Genomic DNA, 11,857 nt, shown 5'->3' on the forward strand with positions numbered 1-11,857 from the left:
ATCGCTGATTTTTTGAAGGTATGGTCATCATCCAGTGCGTGTCACCACGGCTACGACTTGGTTGTTCGAGGTGCCCTACTGATAGATATTGAGTCATCAGACCGATAAGCACTCGAACTGCCGGACCGCGCCGCCTCCAAGCACATCGCAACACCAAGCAAGCTAATCAAGTAAGCCATGAAATCAGAAAAGAATCTTTTCTCGCCGGTCACTACAGAATAGATTTCGGGCGAGGGCTCAGCATTTCCGCCTTCAGCACTAAATCCAAGACTCAGCCTAACTATTGACTTCGGAACATCATCCATCTCAGCTCCTATCTTTTTCACAACGCGTCGATATCGCCCAGTGCATTGATCAGTCGACGCGCGCGCTTGTCCGGTTTGCCGGCAGGTGCCCGATAGCCGGTGCGCTCGGCGGCACGTTGCAGGCGCCATTGCGCGCGTCACTCGCGTGAGGCATCGCTTTCCACGTATAGCGCCTGCGCCACCGGTGCGGGGCCGCGCACGTCGCTGAGCGCGGCGACCGTGACCTCGAAGATTTCACCGCCACGGTCGATGCGCAGTTGCTCGCCGCTGCGCAGCGTGCGCGACGGTTTTGGCCGCTGGCCGGCGACATCCACCTTGCCGTTGTCCACTGCCGTTTTGGCCAGGCTGCGCGTCTTGAAGAAGCGTGCCGCCCACAGCCAGACATCCAGCCTGACCGTCGTCGCTTGTTCCACTTGTAGAGTCATCGCGTTGTGCTTGCCGTGGTGTCCTGTGGGCCGCATTCCGGTGTGGAATCGCCGGTGCATCGGCGCGTCTGGACAGGCTGCGTTGAGCGGGAAATATCTGGGCACGGTCGCTGGAACTCAAGCCTCGCCGCCGCCCGAACCTGCCATCCTGCGGGGTTTGACCGGCGTGCTTTGCAGCCATCCCGCTGACTGCTACAGGCTGGCCTGTACGTTTCACGGCGTGTGCCATGTTTGCGTTCGCCGCGCGACATGCACGCCTCACACATGCCAATGCTAGTGTTCGCAGCTTCCGTCCCACGGCGTGTCTGCAATGCCCACATCCGCTGTCCTGACCGAAGGCCCGATCGGCAAGAATCTGCTGCTGTTCGCACTGCCGATCCTGGCAGGCAATATCGCCCAGTCGCTTAACGGCTCGATCAATGCGATCTGGGTGGGCCGCTATCTCGGCGAGGCGGCACTGACTGCAGCAGCCAATGCCAACAGCATCATGTTCTTCCTGATCGGCTCGGTGTTCGGCATCGGCATGGCCTCGACCATTCTGATCGGCCAGGCGATGGGCGCGCGCGACATCCCGCAGGAACGCAAGGTGATGGGCACCAGCGCCAGTTTCTTCGGCGCCTTGTCGGCGGTGATCGCGGTGCTTGGCTGGTGGCTGGCGCCGCATCTGTTGACCGCGATGGGCACGCCGCCGGCATCGCAGACATTGGCCGAGGATTACTTGCGAGTGATCTTCCTGGCGATGCCGCTGATTTATGTGTTCGCGTTCTTGTCGGCGGCGCTGCGCGGCACCGGCGATGCACGCACGCCATTCCGCTTCCTGCTGCTGTCGGTGGTGCTGGACATCGTGTTCAACCCGCTGCTGATCTTTGGTCTGGGCCCGTTTCCGGCGCTCGGCATTGCCGGTGCGGCCTGGGCCACACTGCTGGCGCAGGTGGTCGCGCTCGGCGGATTGCTGCTGTATCTGCGCAAGCAGCGCCATGTACTGTGGTTGGGACGTGGTGGCCTGCACCTGTTCCGCATCTCGCCGACGATCCTGCGCGCACTCATCGTCAAAGGCGTGCCGATGGGGCTGCAGATGGTGATGATCTCGCTGGCGATGATTGCCATGCTGACCCTGGTCAACGGCTTCGGCACCGAGACTGCAGCCGCCTACGGCGCTGCGTTGCAGTTATGGACCTATGTCCAGATGCCGGCGATGGCGGTGGGCGCGGCCTGCTCGTCGATGGCCGCACAGAATGTCGGTGCCGGCCTGTGGAATCGTGTGGACGCGACCGCACGTACCGGCATCGCTGCCAACTTCTTGATGACCGGCATTCTGATCGCGCCGCTGATCCTGTTCGATCGCTGGACGCTGGCGTTGTTCCTGCCCGCCGACAGCCCGGCACTGGAAATCGCGCGGTATCTCAATCACATTTCGGTGTGGTCGTTTTTGCTGTTTGGCGTGAGCTTGGTGATCTCCGGCGTGGTGCGCGCGACCGGTGCGGTGATCCCGCCCTTGCTCATCCTGGCCTTCGCGCTCTGGGGCGTGCGCGTGCCGCTGGCCAATGTGTTGCTGCCCCATTTTGGCGCGGATGCGGTGTGGTTGAGCTTTCCGATCAGCTCGGCCTGCTCGATGCTGCTATCGCTGGCGTATTACCGCTGGGGCGGCTGGCGCAAAGCCCGCATGCTGACCACCCCTGCGGATCCGGCGGAGCTGGCGGCGGCCGCTGAGGTACCGGGGCATCCGGCGTCGCCGGTGGCCGATACGGCACCAATCGCCGAGTTGCCGCAGCCTCGCCAGCGCTGACTTCGGCTGGCAGGGCCAATCGGCCCATTGCTGCATCAATTCGCAATTTGCTGCATCAACTCGCAATCACTCCGTCGATTTCCATAATCGCAAACGGCCGCCCGAAGGCGGCCGTTTGGCAGTGGCAGCGAGGAGCCTGCCAATGTTTGACTTACTGAGCCTTGGCAGCAGCCTGGCGAGCAGCCTTGGCTTGCGCAGCGGCGGCAAGATCTTCCTTGATGCGGGCAGCCTTGCCTTCCAGACCACGCAGGTAGTACAGCTTGCCGGCGCGGACCTTACCGCGGCGCTTCACTTCGACCGAGTCGATGATGGCACTGTGGGTCTGGAACACGCGCTCGACGCCGAAGCCGTGCGAGATCTTGCGGACGGTGAATGCCGAGTTCAGGCCGGCATTCTTGGTGCCGATCACCACGCCCTCATAGGCCTGCACGCGCTCGCGATTGCCTTCCTTCACCTTGACGTTCACCACAACGGTGTCGCCCTGATTGAATTCCGGCAGCTGGCGCTGAATCTGGGCGGCTTCGAAGTCAGCCAGGATCGTCTTGTTGAGTTTGCTCATGATGGGCACCGCGTGTCTGGTGATATTGGACCGGCAGTCGCCGCACGGCGATTGCTCGAGGTTCGTAGGAGGGCCAGACGCAAGGCTGGCCAGCAAGCCGGATATTTTACCCTAATCAATGTTGCAAGAGCTAGGGGTGAGCCCTTATTTCTCGTCGCCCGGGGCGAGTTCGCGGCGAAACTCGTCCAGCAGACGGCGATCGTTGTTGTCCAACCCGGCCTCGTCGAGCAGGTCCGGACGACGCAACCAGGTCCGGCCCAGCGACTGCTGCCGGCGCCAGCGCGCAATCGCGCCGTGATTGCCCGAGCGCAGCACATCCGGCACATCGCCCCAGTCGTGGGTCGATGGATGGCTGTAATGGGGGCAGTCCAGCAGGCCTTGCGGGCCTTCAAAACTGTCCTGGGCCGCAGATTCGGCGTCGTTCAATACCCCCTCCTGCAACCGCGTCACCACATCCACCAGCACCGCTGCGCCAAGCTCGCCACCGGACAACACGTAATCGCCGATGGAGATTTCCATATCCACCGCCTGCGCCAGAAACCGCTCGTCCACGCCTTCGTAGCGCCCGCACAACAACACCATGCGTGGCAACTGCGCCAGCTCGCGGGCGAGCGACTGGGTGAGCGGCCGCCCCTGCGGGCTGAGGTAGATCACCGGTGCAGGACGCGTGTCTGCGGCGTGCACCGCAGCCAGACAGGCCCGCAACGGTTCGATCAACATCACCATGCCGGGGCCACCGCCGAACGGGCGATCGTCCACGCGGCGGTAATTTCCCTGCGCGTATTCGCGCGGATTCCAGCCTTGCAAGTCCAGCAAACCACGCTCCTGCGCCCGCCCGACCACGCCGAACGCCGCGCATTGCGCGATCAACTCGGGGAACAGACTGATGACGTCGATACGCACTGGGTTGAATCGGGAATCGAGAGTGGAGGATGGGTAACGCTAGAGCGGAGCGGATGCGCTGCTCTAATCAAAAATTCCGATCAGAAATCCGGGTCCCAGTCCACCACGATCAAGTTGGCTTCGAAATCGACCGACTTGACGAAATCCGGCTGCACGAACGGCACCAGACGCTCTCGATCTCCGCGTACCACCATCACGTCATTGGAGCCGGTGGAGAACAGGTGCGACACCGTGCCGAGCTTGACGCCCTCGACGGTTTCTACCTGCAACTCTTCCAGATCCACCCAATAATATTCATCGGGCTTGGGTGGCGGCAGCACGCTGCGCGAGACGTAAATCTCGATCCCGTGCATGGTTTCAACGGTGTCGCGATCGGAAACGCTGGGGAATGTTGCAACCAGATGCTTGCCCTGGTCACGCCCACGCGCCCCGCTCAGCGTCGATTCCTCACCCGAGGGCGTACGCAGAATCCACGGTTGGTACCGGAATATTGCGCTACGCGGCTCGGTCCAGGACTCGATCTTGAGCTCGCCCTTGACACCGAAAGCGCCGGCAACCCTGCCCATCAGGATGCGGCGCTCGGTCTGTTTCATCTGCGTCAGCTAGGCCGAGCGGTACGCTCGGCCCTCCCAAGTCAGGCCGCAGCGGTCTGAGGCTTGGATGCTTCGCGGTACAGGTTACGCACCTTGTCGGTCAGCTGTGCGCCCTGGCCGACCCAATGGTCAACGCGCGCGATATCCAGCACCACGCGCGGTTCTGCGCCCTGGGCAACCGGGTTGTAGTAACCCAGACGCTCGATGTTGCGGCCGTCGCGCGCGCTGCGCACGTCGGTCACGATGATGTGGTAAAACGGGCGCTTCTTGGCGCCGCCGCGGGTCAGTCGAATCTTGACCATGGTGTAGTTTCCTAAGTTGCCCAGTCGCCACAGTGGCGCGGTAAGCCGGGGATTATAACGGGCTCCGGCGGCGAAGCCAAGTCACCCGGCAATTGCTCAGATCCGTTGCCAGGCTTGGGTCTGCAAGGCTCGCTCTAGTATCGGCAGCTGTGCGGCCTGGGCCGACCACGATGCAAATCCCGCTTCCACGATCGCCTGCTGACCGCGCGCATTGCAGCTGAAAGCACCTTCGACACGGTCCAGCTCGCTCAAATTCACTGGTCCAAACGCCTGTTCGATGCCTAGCGCCTGCAGCCCTGCCTGCAGCAAACGCTGCTGGGTACCAAGCAGCGCCGGCCCTTGCGGCCAGACCACCCTGCCCTGTTGCCAGAAGCCCAGATTCCAAAAGGCGCCTTCCAGCAGCTGATCTTGCGCGTCGATCAGCACGGCATCGTCGTAACCGGCCGCCATGGCCTGGCGACGCAGATGCAGCAGCGCGAAGGTGCCGACATGTTTGAGCTGGGGCTGCTCGCGCACGTAGTGGACGGGCTGCACGCGCAGCGCGGTCGTCGGCATCTGCGCTGCGGGAGCGATGGAGATCAACACGTCGAGTGCAACGTCGCGCGATGGATCGCGCAGGTCGAATACCTGCGAAAAGACGGTGATGCGCACGCTGGCATCTGCGACACCGACGCTCTCCAACGCAGTACGCAACTGGCTGCGAATGGCCTCTTCATCCAGCGATGCGCCAAACAACGCGCGGCTTCCGTGCTGCAGGCGTTGCAGATGCAGATCCAGCCCGCGCACCGCACAGGCGCGCACCTGCAGCGTGGTGAAGTGACCGTAGTTGAGCAGCGCCGCAGCACCTAATTGCTGCGCTGTGGCCGGTGCGCCATTGCAGAAAATCAACGACATAACAGCGCCTGTGCGTCAGCCCACCATTGCGTTACCAATTGCGCGGCGGGCTGTGCGGGCGCCATCCAGGCCGATTGCCCGGCCCAGGCCTGCATGGCATCCAGGCGGTTGCTGCGCGCTGCGGCCTGACGCATCCGCGCGGTCAGTGCGCGCTGCACCGGATACGGCGCTGGCGGCGGCGCATCTGCAGCAGTGGCGGTGCGCACATAGGGCGTGACCAGCGCACGCCCCAGGCGGCCGGAGAAGGCACGGGTCTGCCGGGTCTGTTCTGGTTCGGCGTGCGCCAGTGCGTCGGCCCAGGCGCTTGGCAGTGCCGCTTCGGGCGTGCGCAGCAAGCCGGTGCCGATCTGCACCGCACTTGCGCCCAACGTCAGTGCTGCGGCAATACCGCGTGCGTTGGCGATGCCGCCTGCAGCGATCACCGGAACATGCAGGTGATCGACCAGTCGCGGCACCAAGGCGAACAGCCCGGTCATCTGCAACTCGGCCTGGCTGGCATCGAACGCCCCGCGATGGCCGCCGGCTTCCGCACCTTGCGCAACCACCGCATCGGCACCTGCGGCCTGTGCCGCAAGCGCTTCGTCCAGCGTGGTGGCACAGGCGAACCAGGCGATGCCGGCAGCTTTCAGACGCGCGATTTGATCGGGCCGAAACAGCCCCATGATCGATGAGGCAACCGCAGGACGCGCAGCGAGCAAGGCCTCGAATTGCGCATCGAAATCGACTGGCGTTGCGTCGCCTGCCGACTCGGGAACTGAAGGCCCCCACTGCGCTAGAAATTCCCGCAAACGCGCTTCTGCATCTGCGTCGCGCACGGGTGCAGGATCGGGAATCCACAGATTGATCTGCACGGGTCCGGCACTCGTTTCACAAAGGGCCGCCATCCAAGCAAGGATCTCCTGCGGCTGCGACAACACCGCGCCCATTGCGCCCATGCCACCGGCATTGGCAACTGCCGCCGACAACGGCACCGGGCAGGCGCCAGCCATTGGACTGAGCAGGATGGGAACGCGTAGGCCGAAGCGCTGGCAGAAACGCGCGAGGTTTGCGTACGGGCCATCCAACGCAAACGACGGTGTCGCAGACACCTCAGTGATCGCCTTCGAGAAGCTGCACGCTTCTGGGCCACTGCATCTGTCGAGCCAGATCCAATGCCGTCTTGCCCGATGGCGTGCGCAGCGACGCATCCGCGCCGTGCTTGCGCAACAATGACACCGGCTGGTCGTTGCCCGCCGCTGCATCGCGCTGCAGCGGCGTCCAACCGGCGCCGTCGCGGAAATGCACCATGTCCGGCTGATCGCGCAGGCCTTCGTCGAACTTTGCGCCCATGTTCTCGCTCATCGGATGCTCGCGCTCGGACGGAGCCTGCTCCGTTGCAGCGACCTGAGCCGGCTTGCTACCGAACAGCTTGCCGAACAAGCCGCCGTAGACCTGTCCATCGACCACGTACATCCAGTCTTCCAGGTCGGTGATTGGTGCAGACACGGCGTTACCGGCAGTGAGTCCTGCGAACCATTCCGGATCGTTGAGCAGGCTGCCGGAGACCTGCTCGCCATCGAACTGCACGTCGAAGATCCACATATGCTCGTGCGAAGGCGCATCAATCGCGGAAGCATCGGTAGCGAAAGGCAGTTTCACTGCCGCCATTTCCAGGCCCGGCACGATGCGACGATATTCCCAGGACAGTTCGCGCCAGAAAAACTCGAAGGTGTCGCGCGCTGCGGCGTAGGTCGCCTGCCGTGCAGCGTCTTCATCGTTTGCGAAATACATGCGGTTATCGGTCATGTTTACCTCGACTCAGTGCGGCCAAAAATCACGTCGCCAGCAGATGTCAGCGAGTACGGAGCGAGCACCCAGAACCGCATGATCAACTGTCAGGTGCAGCGCGGGCCCGATGACCCAGTGACTTCGATAACCGCTCGCGCTACGTCGGCGCATGACAACGGCAACGCCGGACCTGGGAAAAAACGACACGACGCGGAGGCAATGCAATCGCACCTGCATCTGCTGCGGAGCGATGCCCTACATTGCCAGCACAGGGCCAGTGCGGCGCCGTGCTGGCCGCGTCAGCGCATGACTGAACTCAGCGGAACGGCATGCCGCCGCGGCCGCGCATGGCGCCCATCATGCCTTTCATGTTGCGCATCAGGCCCTTCATGCCGCCGCCGGCCAGCTTGCCCATCATCTTTTCCATCTGCTGATACTGCTTCATCAGCTTGTTGACGTCGGCCGGCAGCATGCCCGAGCCGCGTGCGATGCGGGAGCGGCGCGAGCCGTTGAGCAGGGCCGGGTTGCGGCGCTCTTTTTTGGTCATCGAATTGATGATCGCGATCATGCGCGGCACTTCCTTGCCGGTGACCTGCTGCTTGACGTTATCCGGGATCTGGCCCATGCCCGGCAGCTTGTCCATCAGCCCTTGGATACCGCCCATGTTCTGCATCTGCTCGAGCTGCTCTTTCATGTCGTTGAGGTCGAACTTCTTGCCCTTGGCGACCTTGGCGGCGAGCTTGGCAGCCTTTTCCTGATCGACGCTCTGCTCGACCTGCTCCACCAGCGACAGCACATCGCCCATGTCCAGGATGCGGCTGGCGACGCGATCGGGGTGGAACACGTCCAGGCCGTCGGTTTTTTCGCCGGTACCGACGAACTTGATCGGCTTGCCGGTGATGTAGCGCACACTCAGCGCGGCACCGCCACGGGCGTCGCCATCGGTCTTGGTCAGCACCACGCCGGTCAGCGGCAGCGCCTCGCCGAAGGCCTTGGCGGTGTTGGCCGCGTCCTGGCCGGTCATCGCATCGACCACAAACAGGGTTTCGGTGGGGTTGACCGCGGCGTGCAGCGCCTTGATCTCCTCCATCATCGCCGCATCGATCGCCAGGCGGCCGGCGGTGTCAACCAGCAGCACGTCGACGAACGACTTGCGCGCATCGCTGATGGCGGCACGCACGATATCGACCGGCTTGTGCGAGGCGTCGGAGGCGAAGAACAGCACGCCGACCTGTTCGGCCAGGGTCTTGAGCTGCTCGATCGCGGCCGGGCGATAGACGTCGGCCGAGACCACCATGACCTTCTTTTTGCGCTTTTCCTTCAGGTGCTTGGCGAGCTTGCCGACCGTGGTGGTCTTGCCCGCGCCCTGCAGGCCGGCCATCAGGATGATTGCCGGTGCCGGCACGTTGAGATTGAGGTCGGCAGCGGACGCGCCCATCACCGCAGTGAGCTCGTCGCGCACGATCTTGATCAGCGCCTGGCCCGGGGTCAGCGACTTGAGCACCTCCTGACCGACCGCGCGCACCTTGATGCGTTCGATCAGCGCCTGCACCACCGGCAACGCGACGTCGGCCTCGAGCAGCGCGATGCGCACTTCACGAGTGGCTTCGCGGATGTTCTCCTCGGTCAGGCGGCCGCGGCCGCGCAGGCGCTCCATGGTGCCGGAGAGACGTTGGGTAAGGAACTCGAACATGCGCAAATGACCGCGTGAGGGGAAACGGGTGTCGATTATAGCGGCACACGCCAATCGGCCGCCCCGCCTCAGCGCAACGGCCGTGCCTTGCACTGCACTGCACTGCACGGCGAAAGCTGCTCCGGCTTGTACTCCCTGTCTTCGTTCTTCGATTCCCGATTCCCCATCCCCATTCCCGGCTCCAGCCCCCGATATGCGAAACTTCCACGATGACAATCGTTCTCATCGCGTTCGCCCTGTATCTGCTGGCCACGGCGCTGCTCACCCGGGCGGTGCTGCGCGATGGCAACCAGGCGCCTGCGCGCTGGCTGGCGCCGGCACTGATGGCGGTGGCGCTGCACGCCGGCTACCACGTGCTGGTGGCGTTCCGTACTGCGGGCGGGCCGGACATGCACTTTTTCGCGGCGCTGTCGCTGTGCGGGCTGGGCATGGCCGCGCTGACGGCGGTGTTCGGCGGACGCGGGCGTATGGCGGCGGTGGGCGTGGTGGTGTTCCCGCTATCTGCACTGCTGCTGGCCTGCTATCACGCCTATGGTCACGAACCGAGCTCGGATCTTGGCTGGCGGCTGGAGCTGCACGCGTGGATGGCGCTGCTGGCCTACGCCACGCTGGGGATCGCTGCGCTGCTGGCGATCATGCTTTGGCTGCAGGAGCGCGCGCTGCGCCGGCGCGACTTCCACACCTGGCTGCGCGCACTGCCGCCGTTGACCGAGCTGGAGACGCTGTTGTTCCGCACGATCACGGTCGGCTTCGTCCTGCTGAGCCTGACCCTGCTCACCGGGCTGTTGTTCGTGCAGGATTTCCTGGCGCAACGGCTGTTGCACAAGACCGTGCTCAGCATCCTGTCGTGGATCGTGTTCGGTGCGCTGCTGGTCGGCCGCTGGCGCAACGGCTGGCGCGGCACCAAGGCGGTGCACTGGACGTTGACCGCGATGGCGCTGCTGGTGTTGTCGTTCTTCGGCAGCAAGTTCGTGATCGAGCTGGTGCTGGGGCCGCGCTGATTACGTTGGCTACGAGTGCGTTGCTGCACTCGGCAAACGCAGGGCGACGGCTTATGCGGCGGCTTCGCGCTTTGACTGCATCCTGCCGCGTCAGAGTGAATGACCACCGCAATAAGCCTTAGGGTGGGCGTAGACGCTACGTTGAGAACCTGGCTGTAAGAACGAAAAGCGCCTTCCGCACCGCGCGTCGCGCACCTGCCGCGCCCTGCTGACGGCCGCACAGTGGCTCAGATAACGATCCCAGGCATCCGCGGTCGCGCAGCCGCTCCGACAACCGCTCTCAGGCATCCAGCGCAGCGCTCACCGCTGCCCACGGCTGATCCGGTCCCGGGCTGGCGAAGTGATACGCGATGCGGCGGCGATAGATCTCGCCGGGGCGCAGGATCGTCGACGGGAAGTTAGGGTGATTGGGCGCATCCGGGTAGTCCTGCGGCTCCAGACAGACGCCGCGACCCAGGCCGGGATGGTGGTCGTCCAGATGCTGGCCTTCGTAGAGTTGCACCGCCGGTGCATCGCTGGCGATGCGTAGCGCCACACCACTGTGCGGCGAGTACAGCTCAGCAACGCAATCGGCGCCGGCGGCCAGCACCAGGCACTGGTCGTAACCTTTGCCGAGGATCACTTGCGGATGCGCAGCATCGGTATTGTCGGCCAACGCGGCAGCAGTGCGGAAATCGAACGGCGTGCCGGCGACCGAAGCGATCTGGCCGGTCGGAATCGATTCGGCATCCACCGGCAGATAGCGGTCGGCCGGCACGTGCAGCACCTGCACGGCGGCATGCAACTGCGGGTTGCCGGACAGATTGAAATAGGGGTGATGGGTCAGATTCAACGCAGTAGCGGCGTCGCACTGCGCTTCGAAGTCCAGCTGCAGGCTGCAACCGCGCAATTGCAGCCGCGCACGCACCTGCAGATTGCCGGGATAGCCTTCTTCACCATCGGGCGAGTCGTAGCCGAGCAGCACCTGATCCGGCGTCTGCTCCAGCACGCTCCACACGCGCCGCCCGAAGCCGCGCAGGCCGCCGTGCAACTGGTTGCGCCCCTCGTTGGCCGCCAACGTATGGGTGACGCCATCCAGCGTGTAACGCGCACCGGCGATGCGGTTGCCAAAGCGGCCGACCAGGATGTTGAGGCTGTCGCCATCGGCGGCGTAAGCGGGCAGATCCGGCAATGCCAGCAGCAACGGCACCACGCCCTGCGCGGTGGTCAGCCGCAACGCATGCAGGATGCCGCCATAGGTCAGCACTTCCGCCTCCAGCCCGGCACCGCTGCGCAGCGTGAGCGCATGGACTTGGACACCGTCTGGCAACTGCCCGAACACTCGCTGCATGGACCACACTGCCGCTACTGGAAGCTGGCGAGCATAGCGGTATAGCGCCGTCGCCGACCATGCCGATGCGCACATTCCGACCTGCGAAGCGATGGTTTGCTGCACGCCATGCGCAAAGAAATGCGCGGCTGCGTTCGTCTGCGAACGTTAGTCTGGCGTGGGGTCGCACTGCGCCAATGCGCACAGACAACCCGGCGCTGCACGCACCACGCAAGAACGTGTTTGATCCCAGGTGTTGATGGTGCATTATTTCCCCTCGAATGGAAGCAAGCACGATGGGCCAGGTTCTGCAGGGGAGC

Annotated in this window: 11 protein-coding genes and 1 pseudogene; 2 read left to right on the top strand and 10 right to left on the bottom strand. The window is 64.0% G+C overall.

Annotation, left to right across the window (positions count from 1 at the left end; genetic code table 11):
• Positions 1-322: 322 nt before the first annotated feature.
• Positions 323-730: pseudogene (locus XpopCFBP1817_RS16340) on the bottom strand (RNA-binding S4 domain-containing protein).
• Between the two features lie 310 nt (positions 731-1,040).
• Between XpopCFBP1817_RS16340 and XpopCFBP1817_RS16345 the strand changes: the two are divergent.
• Positions 1,041-2,516 (top strand): MATE family efflux transporter, encoded by a 1,476-nt coding sequence (locus XpopCFBP1817_RS16345; protein WP_128417919.1) that lies wholly within the window; start codon positions 1,041-1,043, stop codon positions 2,514-2,516.
• A gap of 151 nt (positions 2,517-2,667) precedes the next feature.
• On the opposite strand, the gene rplS is transcribed toward XpopCFBP1817_RS16345, so the two are convergent.
• The 8 genes from rplS to ffh form a co-directional block, all read right to left on the bottom strand.
• The gene (gene rplS / locus XpopCFBP1817_RS16350; protein WP_006449159.1) at positions 2,668-3,075 is read right to left on the bottom strand and encodes a 50S ribosomal protein L19; all 408 of its coding nucleotides are present in this window, start codon (positions 3,073-3,075) and stop codon (positions 2,668-2,670) included.
• Positions 3,076-3,219: 144 nt separating this feature from the next.
• Entirely contained in the window at positions 3,220-3,978 is a 759-nt protein-coding gene (gene trmD, locus XpopCFBP1817_RS16355; protein ID WP_128417920.1) for a tRNA (guanosine(37)-N1)-methyltransferase TrmD, read from the bottom strand.
• A gap of 80 nt (positions 3,979-4,058) precedes the next feature.
• A complete protein-coding gene (rimM, locus tag XpopCFBP1817_RS16360; protein ID WP_128417921.1) occupies positions 4,059-4,571 on the bottom strand; it encodes a ribosome maturation factor RimM in 513 nt (170 codons plus the stop codon).
• Positions 4,572-4,612: 41 nt separating this feature from the next.
• Complete coding sequence (gene rpsP / locus XpopCFBP1817_RS16365) at positions 4,613-4,873, bottom strand: 30S ribosomal protein S16 (protein WP_128417922.1); 261 nt, start codon at positions 4,871-4,873, stop codon at positions 4,613-4,615.
• Between the two features lie 96 nt (positions 4,874-4,969).
• A complete protein-coding gene (locus XpopCFBP1817_RS16370) occupies positions 4,970-5,767 on the bottom strand; it encodes an aminotransferase class IV family protein (protein WP_128417923.1) in 798 nt (265 codons plus the stop codon).
• Positions 5,758-6,831, bottom strand: coding sequence for an NAD(P)H-dependent flavin oxidoreductase (locus XpopCFBP1817_RS16375; protein ID WP_244171210.1), 1,074 nt, complete (start codon positions 6,829-6,831; stop codon positions 5,758-5,760). The genes XpopCFBP1817_RS16370 and XpopCFBP1817_RS16375 overlap by 10 nt, the downstream gene beginning before the upstream one ends.
• 25 nt (positions 6,832-6,856) lie before the next feature.
• The gene (locus tag XpopCFBP1817_RS16380) at positions 6,857-7,552 is read right to left on the bottom strand and encodes a DUF2314 domain-containing protein (RefSeq protein ID WP_128417925.1); all 696 of its coding nucleotides are present in this window, start codon (positions 7,550-7,552) and stop codon (positions 6,857-6,859) included.
• A 298-nt stretch (positions 7,553-7,850) separates the two neighbouring features.
• Positions 7,851-9,227 carry a signal recognition particle protein gene (gene ffh / locus XpopCFBP1817_RS16385; protein ID WP_128417926.1) on the bottom strand — a complete coding sequence of 459 codons (1,377 nt, stop codon included), beginning with the start codon at positions 9,225-9,227 and terminating at the stop codon, positions 7,851-7,853.
• A 209-nt stretch (positions 9,228-9,436) separates the two neighbouring features.
• Here ffh and XpopCFBP1817_RS16390 point away from each other — a divergent pair, with 209 nt between their 5' ends.
• Positions 9,437-10,228, top strand: coding sequence for a cytochrome C assembly family protein (locus XpopCFBP1817_RS16390; RefSeq protein WP_128417927.1), 792 nt, complete (start codon positions 9,437-9,439; stop codon positions 10,226-10,228).
• A gap of 280 nt (positions 10,229-10,508) precedes the next feature.
• On the opposite strand, the gene XpopCFBP1817_RS16395 is transcribed toward XpopCFBP1817_RS16390, so the two are convergent.
• Complete coding sequence (locus XpopCFBP1817_RS16395; RefSeq protein WP_128417928.1) at positions 10,509-11,558, bottom strand: aldose epimerase family protein; 1,050 nt, start codon at positions 11,556-11,558, stop codon at positions 10,509-10,511.
• Positions 11,559-11,857: the final 299 nt, after the last annotated feature.

Origin of the sequence: Xanthomonas populi, from assembly GCF_002940065.1 — a bacterium.
GTDB lineage: Bacteria > Pseudomonadota > Gammaproteobacteria > Xanthomonadales > Xanthomonadaceae > Xanthomonas > Xanthomonas populi.

What these genes read in the sequence shown, in the direction of transcription:
- rpsP (WP_128417922.1), bottom strand. Translation starts at nt 4,873, where the DNA reads ATGGTCAAGATTCGACTGACCCGCGGCGGCGCCAAGAAGCGCCCGTTT.
- ffh (WP_128417926.1), bottom strand. Translation starts at nt 9,227, where the DNA reads ATGTTCGAGTTCCTTACCCAACGTCTCTCCGGCACCATGGAGCGCCTG.
- XpopCFBP1817_RS16345 (WP_128417919.1), top strand. Translation starts at nt 1,041, where the DNA reads ATGCCCACATCCGCTGTCCTGACCGAAGGCCCGATCGGCAAGAATCTG.
- rplS (WP_006449159.1), bottom strand. Translation starts at nt 3,075, where the DNA reads ATGAGCAAACTCAACAAGACGATCCTGGCTGACTTCGAAGCCGCCCAG.
- XpopCFBP1817_RS16380 (WP_128417925.1), bottom strand. Translation starts at nt 7,552, where the DNA reads ATGACCGATAACCGCATGTATTTCGCAAACGATGAAGACGCTGCACGG.
- XpopCFBP1817_RS16390 (WP_128417927.1), top strand. Translation starts at nt 9,437, where the DNA reads ATGACAATCGTTCTCATCGCGTTCGCCCTGTATCTGCTGGCCACGGCG.
- XpopCFBP1817_RS16395 (WP_128417928.1), bottom strand. Translation starts at nt 11,558, where the DNA reads ATGCAGCGAGTGTTCGGGCAGTTGCCAGACGGTGTCCAAGTCCATGCG.
- XpopCFBP1817_RS16370 (WP_128417923.1), bottom strand. Translation starts at nt 5,767, where the DNA reads ATGTCGTTGATTTTCTGCAATGGCGCACCGGCCACAGCGCAGCAATTA.
- rimM (WP_128417921.1), bottom strand. Translation starts at nt 4,571, where the DNA reads ATGAAACAGACCGAGCGCCGCATCCTGATGGGCAGGGTTGCCGGCGCT.